The sequence below is a fragment of the Providencia sp. PROV024 genome (assembly GCF_032709665.1).
Lineage (GTDB): Bacteria > Pseudomonadota > Gammaproteobacteria > Enterobacterales > Enterobacteriaceae > Providencia > Providencia huashanensis.
In genome coordinates, this window is sequence record NZ_CP120545.1 from 518,390 (window position 1) to 535,221 (window position 16,832).

The 16,832-nt window shown below is 41.0% G+C and carries 15 protein-coding genes; 3 read left to right on the forward strand and 12 right to left on the reverse strand.

Annotated features, from left to right (window positions below):
• Positions 1–82: 82 nt before the first annotated feature.
• The 5 genes from modD to P3L56_RS02345 are packed head-to-tail and all read right to left on the reverse strand — an operon-like array spanning position 83 to position 4,569.
• The gene (modD, locus tag P3L56_RS02325; RefSeq protein ID WP_042848502.1) at positions 83–928 is read right to left on the reverse strand and encodes a ModD protein; all 846 of its coding nucleotides are present in this window, start codon (positions 926–928) and stop codon (positions 83–85) included.
• Positions 925–1,743, reverse strand: coding sequence for a class I SAM-dependent methyltransferase (locus P3L56_RS02330; protein WP_048608796.1), 819 nt, complete (start codon positions 1,741–1,743; stop codon positions 925–927). Before P3L56_RS02330 ends, modD begins: the two co-directional genes overlap by 4 nt.
• An 11-nt stretch (positions 1,744–1,754) precedes the next feature.
• Complete coding sequence (locus P3L56_RS02335) at positions 1,755–2,522, reverse strand: ABC transporter ATP-binding protein (RefSeq protein WP_048608794.1); 768 nt, start codon at positions 2,520–2,522, stop codon at positions 1,755–1,757.
• Positions 2,519–3,535 (reverse strand): FecCD family ABC transporter permease, encoded by a 1,017-nt coding sequence (locus tag P3L56_RS02340; RefSeq protein ID WP_071547650.1) that lies wholly within the window; start codon positions 3,533–3,535, stop codon positions 2,519–2,521. The genes P3L56_RS02335 and P3L56_RS02340 overlap by 4 nt, the downstream gene beginning before the upstream one ends.
• Positions 3,532–4,569, reverse strand: a complete 1,038-nt coding sequence (locus P3L56_RS02345) for an ABC transporter substrate-binding protein (protein WP_042848496.1) — start codon at positions 4,567–4,569, stop codon at positions 3,532–3,534. Before P3L56_RS02345 ends, P3L56_RS02340 begins: the two co-directional genes overlap by 4 nt.
• Positions 4,570–4,768: 199 nt before the next feature.
• Between P3L56_RS02345 and gntR the strand changes: the two genes are divergently transcribed.
• From gntR to gntU, 3 genes are all read left to right on the forward strand, one after another.
• Positions 4,769–5,764, forward strand: a complete 996-nt coding sequence (gene gntR / locus P3L56_RS02350) for a gluconate operon transcriptional repressor GntR (RefSeq protein WP_129466983.1) — start codon at positions 4,769–4,771, stop codon at positions 5,762–5,764.
• Between the two features lie 530 nt (positions 5,765–6,294).
• The gene (gene gntK, locus P3L56_RS02355) at positions 6,295–6,837 is read left to right on the forward strand and encodes a gluconokinase (RefSeq protein ID WP_042848493.1); all 543 of its coding nucleotides are present in this window, start codon (positions 6,295–6,297) and stop codon (positions 6,835–6,837) included.
• The gene (gene gntU / locus P3L56_RS02360; protein ID WP_210831544.1) at positions 6,834–8,189 is read left to right on the forward strand and encodes a gluconate transporter; all 1,356 of its coding nucleotides are present in this window, start codon (positions 6,834–6,836) and stop codon (positions 8,187–8,189) included. The genes gntK and gntU overlap by 4 nt, the downstream gene beginning before the upstream one ends.
• A gap of 56 nt (positions 8,190–8,245) precedes the next feature.
• Here gntU and P3L56_RS02365 read toward each other — a convergent pair whose 3' ends face one another.
• From P3L56_RS02365 to P3L56_RS02395, 7 genes are all read right to left on the reverse strand, one after another.
• Positions 8,246–9,472 (reverse strand): SGNH/GDSL hydrolase family protein, encoded by a 1,227-nt coding sequence (locus tag P3L56_RS02365; protein WP_272686180.1) that lies wholly within the window; start codon positions 9,470–9,472, stop codon positions 8,246–8,248.
• Positions 9,444–10,613, reverse strand: coding sequence for a GDSL-type esterase/lipase family protein (locus tag P3L56_RS02370; RefSeq protein WP_166685590.1), 1,170 nt, complete (start codon positions 10,611–10,613; stop codon positions 9,444–9,446). Before P3L56_RS02370 ends, P3L56_RS02365 begins: the two co-directional genes overlap by 29 nt.
• Positions 10,600–12,018: an MBOAT family O-acyltransferase gene (locus P3L56_RS02375; protein ID WP_198861108.1), complete on the reverse strand. Its 1,419-nt coding sequence runs from the start codon at positions 12,016–12,018 to the stop codon at positions 10,600–10,602. Before P3L56_RS02375 ends, P3L56_RS02370 begins: the two co-directional genes overlap by 14 nt.
• A 229-nt stretch (positions 12,019–12,247) precedes the next feature.
• Positions 12,248–13,054, reverse strand: a complete 807-nt coding sequence (locus tag P3L56_RS02380; protein WP_042848487.1) for a protein bax — start codon at positions 13,052–13,054, stop codon at positions 12,248–12,250.
• 481 nt (positions 13,055–13,535) lie between these two features.
• Complete coding sequence (locus P3L56_RS02385) at positions 13,536–14,681, reverse strand: DUF4056 domain-containing protein (protein ID WP_198861109.1); 1,146 nt, start codon at positions 14,679–14,681, stop codon at positions 13,536–13,538.
• A complete protein-coding gene (locus P3L56_RS02390; protein WP_042848485.1) occupies positions 14,681–15,826 on the reverse strand; it encodes a BamA/TamA family outer membrane protein in 1,146 nt (381 codons plus the stop codon). The genes P3L56_RS02385 and P3L56_RS02390 overlap by 1 nt, the downstream gene beginning before the upstream one ends.
• Positions 15,826–16,827: a hypothetical protein gene (locus tag P3L56_RS02395; protein WP_272678430.1), complete on the reverse strand. Its 1,002-nt coding sequence runs from the start codon at positions 16,825–16,827 to the stop codon at positions 15,826–15,828. The genes P3L56_RS02390 and P3L56_RS02395 overlap by 1 nt, the downstream gene beginning before the upstream one ends.
• Between the last annotated feature and the right edge of the window lie 5 nt (positions 16,828–16,832).

Below are 16,832 nucleotides of genomic sequence, written 5' to 3' on the forward strand. Positions count from 1 at the left end.
ATGCGTGATTAGCCATAAGTTAATGCAGCCTACGGGGTAGGCTGTTTTTGGCAAATAGCTTTTTTTATGCGAACTTTTTCGGTTATTGTTTAAAAATGTTCACTTTTATGTCTCGAGGCGCCGCATAGTAGGGAGCTGATGTGACTAGCAACGGCACACCTATTTGGGCAAACTCTTCAATGGTTGTTAAATTAATTCCCCCTGCAATCGATAACTGGCAAGGAGAATGTTGCTGCTGTACGAGTTTTTGTAATTGCTGAATTTGGTCAGGTGGGAGTTTATCCAGTTGCACAATATCGGCCTGTGCCTCAATCGCCAAAACGGCCTGTTGGTAGTCATCGGCCTCAACAATAATCAGTTTTTCGGGGGCGTTTTGGCGCAATGTTTTTACATGTGTATGCCAATCATCTGGTTGTTCAAGGCACTGCCGGTGGTTGGTGAATAACAAGATACTTTCAGCACTACCTGCTCGATGAACAATAGCGCCCCCCGCCAAAATCGCAGTTAAGGCAAGGGGCTTAGTGTTTGGGATTGTTTTTCGCGTACAGGCTAGCTGTGCGTTAGGTTGATATTGTTTCAAGATACTGACCATTTGCTGAGTATAGTGACTCACACCGCAACACCATTCGAGCACGTTTTGTGTGGCTTTCCAGCCCTGATGCAGAGCTTCAATAGGCCCAGTAGCACGAATTAGAATACTTTGAGGTTCAACGTGTTGGCCATCTTGAAAATGGCACTCACAACGGATACCGAGTTTTTCTAACATGCGTTTGGCGATGTGGAGCCCACTAATACAGCCGCCGTGTTTAGAGGAAAATGTCATTACACCAAGTTGGGAGTGTAGCCCTAAGGCGCGAGTGGTCAGGTCGCCGTATTGGATATCATCCAACAGCAATTGGTCGATTAATGCATCAGGTAAATAAATCATAATGTTAAATCGGCCTCATCGACAACATCCCATGAGACCATCGCCCAATCTCTTGATGGATAAGGAATTTTCTCACCTGACGCAGTTCGTGCATGATAGTAGTGATACAGAGCTTCTGTTTCTTGCGGCGTCATGTTTTTTAGTGACCAATTGACGCTATCGGCAAAGGCTTCAAAGCTATCAAAACCGCCTTGATTCGGGCTCTTAATAAAGTCTACACGGGCATTAATACCCATTTGGTGTAGGATATTCACTGCATAAATATAAGTTGGTAAACGTATTACTTCGCGACCAATTTCTCGAATAATATTTTCATCAATAAAGGTTGGGTTGATAGTATGAGTGGTGTAAACGCGCAGTTTTGTTTGGCGGTTGAGTTTTAGCAGCGCGGTTTTTAAATCATCCACTAATGTCGAACGGGAAGCGACGGCAATATCCACTTTAGGCAGAGTGTCCCAGTTATCTTCCCACGCTAATTTTTCAAAGTGGGCATTGGAAATGCCGAGCTCTTTTGCACGAATTTTCGCCATTTCCAGCATGCCACCACTGTAATCAATACCAATGACCTCTTTGAATTGATTGGCGAGACACAGGCTAATAGAGCCTGGGCCACAGCCGACATCCAGTAGGCTTTGAGCCCCAGTAAAATCCATTAACTCACGAAACTGAACCAAATATGGGTCATTTGGATTGGCACAATTTTGTGCCATTTGTTGGGCTTTTTTATCCCAATGCTCAGGTTCTTTACGGGTGCGTTGTGCCTGCTGCATATGTTGCTGGTACATTTTTGCGAAATCAATTTGGTTAATTAACATGATCCCTGACCTTAACAAGAAAATGATGATGGAAATTGGAAGTGAGCTTCAATACTTTGCTCATCCACATTATAAAGTGCTGCCAAGTTAGTAAGTGTTAACATACTTTTTGATATCCCTTGCCTTGCTCTGTGTTGCTTATCAAGCAAGATAACATGGTCAGCGACCGCCGCAGCATGTTGTGGGTGGTGAGTTGACATCAATATCGTCATACCATGGGATTTAAGCTTTTCAATTTGTTCAAGTAGGCGTATTTGGTTACCAAAATCAAGGCTAGCTGCAGGTTCATCCATAATTAAGAGTAATGGCCTTTGTATCAAGGCTCTTGCTATCAATACTAACTGTTTTTCCCCCCCGCTCAATGTGCTGTACAGTCGAGTTGCAAGGTGTGGAATGCTGAGCCGCTCTAATTGTTGAAGTGCTAAGTTTTTTTCGGCATTACTGGGTACAGAAAATAATGAAATATGCGGGGTGAGCCCCATCATTACCATATCTAATACGTTGAAGGTGAAAGGGGTATCGTGTGCTTGAGGTACGTAAGCAATTACTTTCGCGATATCACGCTGTGATAGTGAATTTAGAGAGCGGTTATTCAGTGAAATATCACCACTGATCGCGGGCAGCAAACCTAAGATGGTTTTCATTAGTGTTGTTTTGCCACACCCATTGGCTCCTAGTAGGCAGGTAATTTCTTTTTCAGGCAAAGAAAGATTGATGTCATCAATTATTGCAGTGTGATGATAACCAATAGCGACATTTTTTAGGGTCATAATACTCATTTAACCCGCCTAGTTTGTAATAATATAGCCAAAAAGAAGGGAGCGCCGACGGCAGAAGTTAAGATCCCTAATGGAAGTTCGATTGCTGCAATAGTCCGAGCTAGTGTATCAGTAATAAGCAGTAAGATTGCCCCAATCGCCATTGAGGCAGGAAGCTGATAACGAAAGTTAGCACCCACTATCATTCGGGTGATATGCGGAACAATTAAGCCAATCCAGCCAATAATTCCTGCAATAGAAACAGCACTTGCAGTGAGTAACGTGGCACAAATAATGAAAATGGCGCGTGTCAAACTGACATTGACCCCGAGACTTTTGGCTTCTTCATCCGATAAGCTGAGTAAATTCATACGCCAACGCAATAGCAATAGTGGGATGATAGCAATGACCATGAGTGGCAAGACGGATATTAAGTCTTCTTGCGTAATGGAAGATAGGCCGCCAAGTAGCCAAAATGTGATAGAAGGTAGTTGTGTATAGGGGTCTGCAAGGATTTTCATTAAAGAGATAGCGGAGCCACAAATAGCACTGACCGCAACTCCGACGAGAACTAGCGAGAGGATTGGGTCATGTTGCCTTGCTAAGTGAGCAATAAAGCAAACTAAGGCAACGGTAATTAGGCCACCAATAAACGCAAACAGCTGGATATAAAATAGTGATTGACCGAAGAATATCCCGATAACCGCCCCGACACCAGCCCCTGCGGAAACACCTAAAATATCAGGGGAAACTAAGGGGTTACGAAACATTCCTTGGTATGCAGCTCCTGCAATAGAAAGCCCACCACCAATTAAAATCGCGGCCAATGTACGAGGGAAGCGTATTTGCCAAAAAACTGTTTCATGACGAAGGTCGTTCAATGTTGTTTGTGATGAAAGTGGGTTCACAAGCAGGTGATAAAGCTCACTGAAAGTAAGTGAGTACTTACCACTTGTAAGGGCAATAACCAAGCTGATAAGTAAAATAATAACTAATATGAAGGGTTTTGCGCCTTTATTAAGTCGTTCATTCATGATTTTTCTATCAGCAAGTCAACTTGCTCCGGCGTTAAAGATGAATGATAAAAAAGCTCAAAATATTCGGTAATATCGGATTTAATGTGTATTGCGATATTTTTATCAAAATGGCTTTGTAATCGCCTCATGCCGAGTAGGCGGTTAATGCCTGGAGGCCCATCTAGCCAGCCGAATGGCATTCCACTGAATATAAGTAATTTATTGTTTTTAATCGCATTTAAGCCTTTCCACAACGGGGAGGTCGTCATAAACCCAATGGCTTCTTCATATTGCGTTATAATGATATCTGGGTTCCATTGATATAGTTGTTCCATCGAAACTGTGGTAAGACCATGGAAGTTAGGAATATCTACAACATTATGTAACCCAAGCATTTCAATGGCTTCAGTATGAATTGAGCCTTTAGCACCGGTTTCTAAACCTTTTGCTCCGCGTGCAAGGTAAAAACTCAGTGGTTTTTGTCGGTTTTTACTCGCAAATGAAATCGCATCATCTAGGTACCGCTGAGCAAGGTGGCTGAGCTTTTGGGCTTGTGGAATGGCACCAAGGATTTCACCTAGCTGAGTGAGTTGTTGCGGTGAGTTTTGTAGCCCCCCAGAGATTAATAAATAAGGAATATTTGTTTGTTTGGCGACTTTCTCTCCTTGTGAGCGATAAGTTTCGTCTATATTTCCAGTGTCAATAATTAGGTCTGGGTTATAGGACAACAGTTGTTCAAGGGATAATGTGCTACCACGACCCGCTAAACGACCATAAACAGGTAATTCAAGCCACTGTGGAGCGAAAAGGCCAGTTTGCCCTTTTTTTAGGGAGATAGAAGCGAACCCGACCATTTTTTCAGGGACAAGTGCAAACAGTAATAAGTCTGAAGGTGGGCCTGAACTTATTACCCGTTGAATATTGTTTGGCGCGGGGAGTTTACCAAATAGGGCTTGTTCAACTTTATAACGAGTTTGTGCAAAACTCGGTAAGCTGTAAAAAGTAGCGAGAACGGCACTCAATTTAATAAAATGCCTACGATTTATGGCCATATTTAAATTTAATCTATTCGTTATGATAATAATTATATAACGCGAAAATTAACGGAGTCATGATAGAGAGTCAACCACAAAAATGGCGTTCTTAGGAAAAATCGACGTTTATGTGATGTGAATCAGCAACAAAGATTGCTATCCAGCAAAAGATCGCAGAACATAGCACCGTTAACGAATGGGATATCACTTTGGAATTATGAAGAAAAAAAGACCTTCTTTGCAGGATGTTGCCGACCAAGTTGGCGTGACAAAAATGACGGTGAGCCGTTTTTTACGAAACCCAGAGCAAGTTTCGGAATCTCTGCGTGAAAAAATTGCTCAAGCTGTTGAAATATCAGGGTATATACCTAATAAAGCTCCTGATATATTGTCAAATGCAACAAGCCATGCAATTGGGGTGCTATTACCTTCATTGACCAACCAAGTTTTTGCTGAGGTGATCCGAGGTATCGAGGCAGTCACTGACTGTCATGGTTATCAAACGATGCTGGCACACTATGGCTATTTGCCTGAAAAAGAAGAGGAGCGGCTGATGTCGTTACTTTCTTATAATATCGATGGGGTGATTTTAGCTGAGCGTACCCATACGGAACGGACGCTTCGCATGCTGAAAACTTCAGGGATCCCTGTGGTTGAAATTATGGATAGCGTTTCCCCTTGTTTAGATACTGCCGTGGGGATTGATAACTTTGAAGCTTCTCGCCAAATGACTCAAGCGATGCTCGAACGCGGTTGTCGTCATATTGTGTATTTGGGGGCAAGGCACGATGAGCGTACGTTTATTCGTTTAAAAGGCTATGAGCAAGCAATGTTGGATGCCAACCTTGAGCCGCGTAATCTGATGACAGAAGTCAGTTCATCATATTCACTAGGTGCTCAATTATTGCATGAGTGTCGCGCTAAGTACCCTGATACCGATGGCTTATTTTGTACTAATGATGACTTGGCTATAGGCGCTATTTTTGAATGCCAGCGCTTAGGTATTCAAATTCCGGAAGACCTTGCCATCTCGGGGTTCCATGGTCACGATGTGGGGCAAGTCATGACACCGAAATTAGCCAGTATTTTGACGCCAAGGGACCTTATGGGGCGAAAAGCCGCAGAAGTGTTGCTGGCGAGAATGTCAGGGAATAAGCTGACGGAGACACATTTTGATGTGGGGTTTTCTCTACTCACGGGCGAGAGCATCTAATTATTTCCCGTCATACTTCAAATTATAGGGGTGTTGGCTGCTTTCGGCTACTCAGGTCACATACTTATGTATGCTCCCTGAGATATCCTCAATTTGCCGCCTACCTCTAATTCGAATTATTTAGGGAAATAGTGTGGTTTAATATAGCCTTAAAGCTAAATTTCGGCGTATGCACTAAAAGTATTGGCTGCACTCACCAACCCTAGTCACATACTGGAGTATGCTCCTAGGGCTTGGCTCGTTTGCCGCCTAGCGACACCACGAATTATTTAGATGAATATTAAAGATGGGTTAATTGAAATTTAAAATAAAACATACTTTTAAATTTCTATATTGTTAGTGCCTCTTTTTTCTTTGCCTATCTTCACTAAACTCAGATTGAGATAATCATCACAGATCCGTTCTCTTCTTCGCCAATTTGATTGCTAAATAAATCCTCACTGCTGATAATGTTACCCGTAACTTGTTACCGGTAACATAACGGTATTAATTAAAAGCCAGAATAATTTTGAATGCCTGAGGAGTTTCCTATGAGTGATACCCAACAACAAAACTATGCATTTGTACTAATGGGGGTATCGGGTAGCGGTAAATCTGCAGTAGCAAATGGCGTTGCTCAGGAATTACATGCCGCCTTTCTTGATGGCGACTTTCTGCACCCTAAAGCAAATATTTTAAAAATGGCATCGGGTCATGCGCTAAATGATGATGACCGCCAACCTTGGTTAGTCGCATTAAACCAGGCAATTTTTGCTATGCAGAGAACAAATTCTATTTCTTTAGTTGTATGTTCAGCATTAAAGAAAAAATATCGAGATATATTAAGAGAAGACAATAAAAATTTATTTTTTATCTACTTAAAAGGGGATTCAGAGGTTATTGAAGAAAGATTAAAAGCCCGTAAAGGGCATTTCTTCAAACCTGAAATGTTAAAAACACAATTTGCAGCCTTAGAAGAACCCAATGCAGCGGAAACTGATGTTCATATAGTTGATATTCGCCAAACTCTTGAAGATGTCATCGGTAATACCTGCTTAACGATTAAACAAATTGTCGCGGGAGAAAAATCATGAGCACGGTTGAGACGCTTAGCACATTAACATTGGTACTCACAGCGGTTGGCTCGGTAGTTTTATTACTGTTTTTAGTCATGTATGCACGCCTACATGCTTTTGTTGCACTGATGATAGTGTCAATTGGTGCAGGGTTGTTTTCAGGAATGCCAGTTCAACAAATAACCGAGACGATGCAAAAAGGAATGGCTGGGACTCTAGGTTTCCTTGCTATTGTTGTGGCATTAGGGGCAATGTTTGGCAAAATCCTGCATGAAACAGGGGCATTAGATCAGGTTGCGAATAAGTTACTTAACCTTTTCGGTGAGAAACATGCGCACTATGCGGTAGGTATCGCAGGGTTAATTTGTGCACTGCCATTATTTTTTGATGTCGCCATAGTGCTGTTAATCGGTGTGGTATTTGCAGTGGCAAATCGAACTGGGCATAACGTTGTCCGTTTAGCTATCCCATTATTTGCTGGGGTTGCTGCCGCTGCGGCATTCTTGTTGCCTGGGCCGACACCGATGCTGGTTGCTTCACAAATGGGCGCAGATTATGGCTGGATGATTCTCATTGGTCTATGTGCTGCAATTCCTAGTATGATCCTAGCGGGTCCTCTATATGGGCGATTTATTAGCCAGTTTGTACACATTGATATTCCTGCGGATTATAAAGCACCAAATACAGAACATGGCAAAATGCCAAGTTTTGGGTTCAGCTTATGTTTAGTGTTATTTCCATTAGTTTTGGTGGGTTTAAAAACAATTGGGACTCATTTTGTTGAGAAAGGCTCAACTCTGGAACATTGGCTCGAATTTATTGGTCATCCTTTCACTGCTTTATTACTTGCATGCTTGCTTGCCATATATGGTTTAGGTTTCCGTTATGGCATGAATAAAGAAAAATTGATGGAAGTTTGTTCTGCGGCGATCCAACCTGCGGGGATTATCCTGTTGGTGACTGGGGCTGGTGGTGTTTTCAAACAAATTCTTGTGGATTCAGGTGTTGGTCCAGCGCTAGGGGATTCGCTAATCGGCGCGGGTTTACCTATTGCGGTAGCCTGTTTTATTTTAGCGGGTGCTGTACGTGTTATCCAAGGTTCTGCAACGGTTGCGTGCTTAACAGCGGTAGGTTTAGTTTTACCCGTTATCAGTGAATTAGGGTATTCAGGTGCGCAGCTTGCTGCTTTATCAATCTGTATTTCCGGTGGTTCATTGATTTTAAGTCATGTTAATGACTCAGGTTTCTGGTTGTTTGGTAAATTTACTGGTGCAACTGAAGCGCAGACTCTAAAAACGTGGACGGTAATGGAAACTATCTTAGGGACGACGGGCGCCATTGTCGGTATGATTTTCTTCGTTTTCTTGTGATTTTTTAGGTATAAAGACAAAGGTCAGCTTTAATCGGCTGACCTTTTTGCTTTTCGTTACTGTAAAAGCTGGCTCAACTGGCTATATAAACCTTGAGCACTCTTTTTGTAACCATCAACAGACAAGTGTACATTGTCTGGTCGTGCTAAGTCTTGTGCTGCCCATGTACGGATTGAACAAGGGCCACCCATAAAGGCTTGCCAGTCCCAAAACAGCGTATGTTCCTGAGCTGAAACAGATTTCTGAATTTGAATAACATTCATTAAGTTTACAGGCATTTGAGCTTGGCAATTCATGGCATCATTAAATTTAATCGAATCATTCGGCCCGACTAATAAAATAACGCTATTTGGCATTTGCTGGCGGATTAAGCGGATTTTAGCGCGTAAATTTTGCTCATAAGCGGCAAGGTCTAACGTATCATTAAAGGCTTCATTAGTACCATAAGCTAAAATCACCATATCAGGTGACAGCTGAGCTAAAGTCTCACTCCATTGTGGTTGCCATTTATCTACCATACTAAGTGTTGCACCATTGATCCCTAGCGCGGAAAGCATAACCCCTGGCTTTTGTGAACGTACGAGCCAGCCACCAATCTTTAGCCCAGTACTTTTATTGACCGTAACCTCTGCGGGTAACTGGGTGTTAACCGGGGTTGAAAAATACCACTGATAGCCTGTTGCCGGGAGTGCAACATTAGGTGAAACAGCTGGAGCCACACTCATTTGAGAGTCATTCGCGCTCTGGTATAGCGTTTGAAGCTGATAGGCCCCTAGAGCCGGTTGTAACGGCTTGAGTAGCACTTTACTCTTTGCGGCTTGTGGTTCAGCAATCATTCCCCCTAAGGGGTAATCAAAACGCTCATCTTTACGGCTAGAAGAAAGTGACCATTCTTTTTTCTCGCTCATGCGGTTAATGGTTGCAGTACGTTGCCCCGGAATAGAAATAGGAGGAATAAAGCCAGGACCTGCATCACCATAATGTTGCTGAAATAAACTCCTTAAATTGCCGCTGAAAAAATCAGCCGCAGTGTGGGAATCACCAATTTGAATAATATGAACTTGCTGGTTACCTTGACGTAATTTATTTGCTAATTGCGTTAAATTAGGCTCAGCATTGTTGATTAATTGCCCTTGAGATATAACAGTTTGTCCTTGTTTCGAACTTGGTATGCGCGTTTTGTCTGATGTATTTTGACAAGACAATAAGCCCAACGATAGCAGTGCAATGATGCTACCCGCTAAAATTTTGAGCTTAGCTTGACGCAGATTGTTCAGTTTCATGAGGTTCCTTTTCTTCCTCTGCTTCGAAATGGATCAATGAGAAAACTTTTTCTGCAATAAGTTGTTGCCCTTTACTGCTGAAATGAATCCCATCGCCACTTCTCAATTTAATTGTACTGCTTTCATCGCCGATATAGTCAGAGTAGTTATCGCCTTTATATTTAAAGACATCATTGACAGAAAAATAAATTTCGCCGTTACTTTCAACTTCAGACTGGTAGAGGCTTCTTAAGAATTTCATACCATCGGATAGCGTATTTTTACGCATATTAGGAGGACCAACCCAAATAACATCTACATTGTGCTGGCGTGCGGTCGATATTATATCATTAATACGCTCTCGGTAAACTTTTTCCCAGTCTTCACTTTTAAATTTGACGTATTTATAACCTGTTTTTGGTGGCATATCCCAAGGGTCATTAGGCCCTAAGAAAACAACAAGAACTTTAATATTAGGGTTATCATTCAATGCCTTAGCAATGGTTTGGGGCCAGTTGAAAAAGCGTGGATAGGCAAGGCCAGTGCTTTGTTTGCTTAAATTAATGCTATCGATATTATATTTTTTCAATAGCTTGTTCTTAACATGTGGAGCAATGCCTTGCATCATTGAGTCTCCTGCAAATAGAACTTGCTGGCCTTTTTCAATGTTGGCTATATGCTTCTCTACAATAGGTTGGTTTTGCTTGATAGCTAAGTGACTTAAATTGCCCTTGAGGCTTTTTGCTCTCGCTTGTGGGCGCTTAAGCAACTCAGGGAAAGTTATTGATAAGCTGTCTGCTGGGTAGATATAACCATTCATAAAATGCAGGCCCACTTGAAAACCGTCTGGGAAACTCAGCTTCTTGTTTTTATTTGCTAATGCTAATTCAGCGGCTTGCTGGGCGTCTTGTGCTTTTTGCCCTGAAGCATGATAAGTAAATACACTTCCCGCCTCGAGAGCACCGTCATGTAAATAAGCACCGTAATCCCAAATAGGGTTTCCTGCCATTTTCGCCCATGGTGTATCTTGATGATATTTTTGTTGCCAGAATCGCTCCAAAGAACCTTGGTTTAACCAAATCAACAACAGTCCTGCTAGTAACACAATAACTAAAACTTGGCCGGTTTTAATTAGGTTTTTTTTAAACTCAGAAGTTAGCATAAATAAACCCCGGCATACCTGAAGGTGAAAGCATAAACATAATTGTTAAAACAAGAGCAAGTGGAATAGGGTAGTAATACCAAGGGATATCTTGGTATTTTTTCGCCGCATAATGGTAACCTTGTACAAAGTAAGGGTAGGTAATGAGTAAGACCCAAAATGCAATAAGCAGACCTAGGCTTGCATTAATTGATGCAATAAAGCCTGGGGCAATAATTTGATTAACCATTAATATCGCATCATCAAAAGAAGCACTACGGAAAAAGATCCAAGCAAAACAGACAAAATGGAAAGTGATAATTCGTGAGACCCAAGTTGATAATGTTTTATTAGGGAGTGCCTTTGTCCAACCCAATTTTTCCATACACAAACTCTTTAAATTGAGTAAAACAATCCCTAAGCCATGTATTGCTCCCCACACCACGAACGTCATTGCGGCACCATGCCAGAGTCCGGAGATCACCATAGCAAGGAATACATTAGCATTCATACGGCTAAAGCCTTTGCGGTTACCTCCTAGTGGGATATAAATATAATCACGAATAAAAGTCGATAGGCTAATATGCCAACGTGCCCAAAATTCTTTTAGGTTTGCGGCTAAATAAGGGGCATTAAAGTTAACGGGTACTCTGAAACCTAATAATAAGGCGATGCCCGTAACAAGGTTGGTGTAACCGGAAAAGTTAAAGTAGATATTCCATGCATAGGCATAAGTGGCTACTAAGATCTCTCCTGCGCTATATCCGATAGGGGCATCAAAAACAGGGTTAACAAAATTTTCGGATAAGTAAGAACTAAATAAAAAGAGCTTAATTAGCGCCAGTGAAATCAACAGGATTGCCTTGCGACTATTGAGAATGGTTCGGCTTTCTGCTTGGATTTGAGGCATGAAATTTTTTGCGCGGTTAATCGGCCCCGCCACAATACTTGGAAAAAATGCAAGGTATAAAGCGACATCGAAAAAATCAGCTTTAGGAATTTCTTTGCGGCATACTGAAACTGTATAACTAACAGAGTGGAATGCATAAAAAGAAAGACCGAGTGGAGCCAGTATTTCAAGAATAGGGAGCCCAACACTAAAACCAAATTTATCTAAAGTTTGCTGAATACTTTCTTGAAAGAAAGAATAATATTTAAAGTAGGTGAAGTAACCGATAATAACTGTGGCTAGGATGAGATAGACCCATCGATTTGATAGCCAATTTGTCACCCAGTTTGTGAGGAAATAAATGAATAGGGTATAACCAAATAAAATATAGGCAAAATCAGGGTTAAACGAATAAACAAAAAAATAGCTTGCGGTAATTAGTAGACCATTTTGTAGTTTTGCACTGGGCTGACAAGCCCAATAAATAAGAAAAAATATCAAGAAAGAGCCAAGAAACTCAAAAGAGAAGAAATTCATATTAGACTCAAAGATGTTAATTATTTTGGTAGAAGATGAGCATATGATATTTGATCTCTTCTTCTATGCAATCAGAATATTGCTCGTCATATTTTGAGTAATGATTTTGTTGGCGGCATTCAATTCCCCCGCAGGGTATCTGCCTGCTATAACATGAGCAATTTATAGCGATAAAAAAATCCACTTTGTTAAGTGGATTTTTTATATCTTGTACCTGGTGATACAATAATTAGATGCGAGTGGCTGCTCTTTTTTGAGCTTGTGTAATCAGTTCTTCATTACTCGCGTACATTTCTTGTAAATAACGGTTATAGGATGAACCTAACTCGGAGTACCCTTTCATATCATTGATAAGTTTTGTGGTATCTAACTCATCTTTTGATAGGCGTTGTTTTGCTCGTGAACTACGTAGTGATTCATAAGCATTATGGGTATTCATATTCTTCATATACGCTGTCACGGTATCTTCAACTGAAGAGTATGCTGAATAGCCTTTAACTTTACCTTTGTTAGTTCGACACCCACTTCCGCAGCGCATACCAAATAAGTTACCGTTCTGTAATGCAAGTTGTGATGTACCCCAACCTGATTCTGTTGCTGCTTGTGTGGCCACTAAATGCGTTGGCATGATATCTACGCGACTTAATAGCTTATCCCAATTGATGCGTTTTGGGTTGCTACATTTCATACCATAGCTATCACAGATTTGGCTAAGACGGCGCAGTTCTTGAGCGCTCCATTTTTTATTTGCGCGAACGGATAATAACCAATTGCGCTCTTCCATAATCTGCTTATTAACTTTTTCAATAACAGGGACAACCGTTTTCAAAAATGCTTTCTTTCGTGGTGTACCAGAAGGGTATTTACGTAAATCAGGGAGTGATGTTTTGGCCTGACTTACATTTTGCACAGTTTTATTAGAGTACTCTTTATTGAGCATTGTGCTGGTACTGGTGGAGCCCATACTGAGGCTCGAAAATAAAAGTAAAAATAAGAAAGCGAAGACGGCGTTTGTCCTCATCGTTCGAGAGGGCATTTGCTTCTCCTAAGTATCTCTGAACAAAATTCGAGCGAATATTAGCAGATTAAATTTTTACGAGCTACTTTTATCCGGCTAATATTAGGTAAACTTCTGTATTGGATTGTAGGTTTTTTTGTTTATTTTTAACTGTATTGATTTTGATGTAAAAATAATATTTTTACATCTAGTTTTTATGGTTATATATTAAAATGTCTTACTTGTTTTTACTTTAAATGGCTGCACTTAAGTTAAATTTGCTTATTTATCACACAGTTCACTTAGTTATTATAAGGCTATTTTGCTCAATAAATAGCCACTTGGTCGCTTATTTTATAATCAAAATGGGAAAGGCCTCTTTTTCCTAACGATAAAAGAGGGAACAAAAGTGAAATACAAATAGGCGGTATGAAAGGTAAAAAAAGCGAGTTAAGCTTCATTTTTACTCGTCACCTTGATCGTGATAATTTCGTTTAAGTGAGCAATTTTTAGGGGAAATTTAGGGTTGTAAAATCTGTTGCTGTATATCTTGTTGTTTAGCTTCTTCTGCAAGGGCCGGGAAGTCCGCAACAGTCCAATAATGGTTTGGTACAGGAAGTTGTCTCATATTTTCAGTGGGTTGCAAACGTAACTGAGCAAGTAGCGGTAAATTGTATTGTAGGTAGTTATCTGGCAGCGTTAATCGCAACCCTCCCCGAGGTATGATTTGAGTCGGTATTAAAGGTAGCCTGTCATCGCTGGTATTATAGTCCCTTGTTAATACAAGGAATTTTTCAGGTACTCTCCGGTAACTATTCCACCATAGGCCATCAATGTTATCGAACATTTTACTTGTTTCGGCTCTATTTGATGCGCCCAATTGGTGCAGGGCTAAAGGTAAGATATTTTCTATGGATTGAGAAAAAACCGGCAAAGAGTTCGCTCGACCCTGCAAAATAACGGTCATTGCAAGGCGTGCTCCGAGCAAATTAGAGTAAAGATCTTCAGGGGAAAAAGCCGAGATCCTTTCTGAAAAGCCTGGAACCGATTGATAACCATACCATTGTGCAATTTCGTGCCATACGGCAAGTTGGAAAGCAAGTTTAGCCGCAAGATAGGCACTGAGCGTATAACGTTGGTGTGCAGATGGCGGTGGCGTAAAGGGGCTGAAATGAATTTGTCTACTGGCCAGTTCTTCACTTAGTGAAAGTGTCCATTCTTGGCCAAGGCGTGGATAAATTTGGCTGAATAAGTAAAAAGTATAATCTGCAGTATCTCTGACATGCGAGATATCAATAAACCCACCTTTATCTGTATATAATAAGCCAATTTTTTCATTACTAAGCCCCATTAAAGCTGCACTTGCCCCTAAAAAGCTATCATTATAATGATGCTCACCAAGGCTATCGGCTTCTACAATATTATCGATAGTATAAAAAGGAACGGGGAGCCCCCATAATTGTGCTTGGAGGTTGTACCCGAAGGCACAGCATGCACGTAAGCCTTGAGGGGGAACTAATGAAGGAATAACGGACCAATCTTGTGTAGCTTCTTCAAAGGTATGCGAAGTTAATACGGGGGAAATAGCGGGCAATTCAAGCTTGCTATGATTTTGGCATGCAGTTAATAGCAAGGCTAAACAAGACGCTTGAACCCACTTAAACATTAAAACGCCTCCCCGACCTGAAAATAGACACCAGTGCTATTACGGCCAATGCCGAAATCCAAACGTACATTCATTCTTGGCTTAAATTCAAAGCGATACCCGACACCAACAGTAGGGAGCCAGTGGCTTTGACCTAGTTCGGACGGTGTATCGCTCATCGTCCCTGTGCCTAACCAACCGACAATACCATGACGCCAATCTAGCTTATGCCTAATTTCTATTTGGCTAGTGAATATATTATTGTCGCGATAGCGACCTTCGTAATAGCCTCGCATTCGATTACCATTACCTAATAACGATAATTGATTCCATGGCACATTACCTGTTGAAAACCGCGCATAATTATCAAGTGCAACCACGGTATCTTCGGCAATCTGATGGTAGTAAGCGTATTGTAATTGCGTGGTTTGAAAACGGGTGTCGCTACCAAGATTTGGCGCAAAATAAGTGTAAGTCACTTCAAAGGTTTGCCCTTGGTATGCGTTAGGCAAAAAATCGCGGGTATCATAACTATAATAGGCGCTGACCCCTGAGTTGATAACAGAACGCCCACCGACGGAATTAGCGAAGTACTTTTTTGCACCATCATCTGGGTCGCTGGCATTAATTGATGAAAAGTTCCAACCGAGTCCAATATAAGTGGCATCCGTTAGTTTATACAATGCTCTTGGCGTTATTTGGAATTCTTGGGAGTGGTACTTTTCTTTATTATGGTCGTTTTTACCTGCAGAATAGCCCTTTCCCCAATAATAAGTAGGAATGTTATTGATGGTACCCGAAATAAATAATCGCCACTGGTCGTTATCAATAAAATTATAATTAGTGAAATTCAAACCAAATGCGCCTGTAGATGAAGCGAAGCCACTTAACCCAATTGAAGACGGTTGCGTTTGTTTATCTTCTTTATCTATCCGGTATAAACCAACCAGCGCAGTACCGATGCCTATCCCCATTTCAGGGGTATAAAAAGGCCCCGGCAAAACGCCCCAATCAATGGGTTTGCTGTCATCAAAGCTGTTTTCACCCCCGAGGTTGTTTAACCAGCCATCAATTTGTTGGCGGTCGGGGAGAATATCTGCTTTAGCAGGGAAAAGAATAAAAAGGCTGACCAATGCCAGCCTTTGGATAATAGCCGAATACCACATTAAAAACGGAATTCTCCAGAAATAAAGAAGCTATTTCGATTATTAAATCCAACCTCGGTTAAAACATTAAAGTTACGAGTAAACTCGACTCGAGCACCGACAGTATTATTCCATTTATGGGCAAGGTGCTGTTTGACGTCGAATTTAACATTACCAATTATAGGTTTAGTGGCTGGGTTATTAATAAAAAAATCAAGTTCTTCTGGAAGATTTAGTTTACTTACATCACCTTTAAAACGTTGAGTGATATCTTGATACATTGCCCCAGTCCAAACTTGTACTTTGGTATTGCCTTGCCCAGAAATTAAGGGTTCAAAAACAAATTCATATCCAACACGAGGGGTCGCAACGAAAGCGCTAATGTCTCCATCTAAAATATCAAGGTCAGTTTTAGTATAATTCAGGTCTAATGTCCCAAAAAATTGGTTATATCCGCCAGCAAATGTTACTCCTCCACCATAAGTTTTCCCTTTAAAATCTAAAGAAAATGGTAAGTTTTCCCACATTGGCCCAGATTGACCTTTCATATATATACCTGAAATATTAGTTTTGGATGAGCCTTTCGTTTTCCCATAAACGCCATAAATATTCATAAATGGAAATACCCAAGCATCTAATTTCAGCATATGAGATTCATTTTTTTCGCGAGTATGTCCTGTTTCAACTAAAATGTTAGAAAGAATACTTTGTCCTAATAATTTATCGGAATTAAAACCAATTTTATCAACAATAATATCTTGACGTAGGTTCATATAACCATAGCTTGCACCAAATGGCTCCGGCAAATCATAACCGCGGGCGCGTGCTTCATCACCCCAAATCGGCAGTACTCGTGACTCTGTAGCAGAAGAACGAGTAATACCGCCTTCGTTATTGTTTTGTGGCACCCCTGACTCACTAACTGATACTGAAAATAATGGACGGTCGCTATCGGCAAAGCTTACGGGAATACATAAAAAAGAAGAAAGGATTAGCACATGACTGAATTGGATGCGTTTCATAACAT

What these genes read in the sequence shown, in the direction of transcription:
- modD (WP_042848502.1), bottom strand. Translation starts at nt 928, where the DNA reads ATGATTTATTTACCTGATGCATTAATCGACCAATTGCTGTTGGATGAT.
- P3L56_RS02330 (WP_048608796.1), bottom strand. Translation starts at nt 1,743, where the DNA reads ATGTTAATTAACCAAATTGATTTCGCAAAAATGTACCAGCAACATATG.
- P3L56_RS02335 (WP_048608794.1), bottom strand. Translation starts at nt 2,522, where the DNA reads ATGAGTATTATGACCCTAAAAAATGTCGCTATTGGTTATCATCACACT.
- P3L56_RS02340 (WP_071547650.1), bottom strand. Translation starts at nt 3,535, where the DNA reads ATGAATGAACGACTTAATAAAGGCGCAAAACCCTTCATATTAGTTATT.
- P3L56_RS02345 (WP_042848496.1), bottom strand. Translation starts at nt 4,569, where the DNA reads ATGGCCATAAATCGTAGGCATTTTATTAAATTGAGTGCCGTTCTCGCT.
- gntR (WP_129466983.1), top strand. Translation starts at nt 4,769, where the DNA reads ATGAAGAAAAAAAGACCTTCTTTGCAGGATGTTGCCGACCAAGTTGGC.
- gntK (WP_042848493.1), top strand. Translation starts at nt 6,295, where the DNA reads ATGAGTGATACCCAACAACAAAACTATGCATTTGTACTAATGGGGGTA.
- gntU (WP_210831544.1), top strand. Translation starts at nt 6,834, where the DNA reads ATGAGCACGGTTGAGACGCTTAGCACATTAACATTGGTACTCACAGCG.
- P3L56_RS02365 (WP_272686180.1), bottom strand. Translation starts at nt 9,472, where the DNA reads ATGAAACTGAACAATCTGCGTCAAGCTAAGCTCAAAATTTTAGCGGGT.
- P3L56_RS02370 (WP_166685590.1), bottom strand. Translation starts at nt 10,613, where the DNA reads ATGCTAACTTCTGAGTTTAAAAAAAACCTAATTAAAACCGGCCAAGTT.
- P3L56_RS02375 (WP_198861108.1), bottom strand. Translation starts at nt 12,018, where the DNA reads ATGAATTTCTTCTCTTTTGAGTTTCTTGGCTCTTTCTTGATATTTTTT.
- P3L56_RS02380 (WP_042848487.1), bottom strand. Translation starts at nt 13,054, where the DNA reads ATGCCCTCTCGAACGATGAGGACAAACGCCGTCTTCGCTTTCTTATTT.
- P3L56_RS02385 (WP_198861109.1), bottom strand. Translation starts at nt 14,681, where the DNA reads ATGTTTAAGTGGGTTCAAGCGTCTTGTTTAGCCTTGCTATTAACTGCA.
- P3L56_RS02390 (WP_042848485.1), bottom strand. Translation starts at nt 15,826, where the DNA reads ATGTGGTATTCGGCTATTATCCAAAGGCTGGCATTGGTCAGCCTTTTT.
- P3L56_RS02395 (WP_272678430.1), bottom strand. Translation starts at nt 16,827, where the DNA reads ATGAAACGCATCCAATTCAGTCATGTGCTAATCCTTTCTTCTTTTTTA.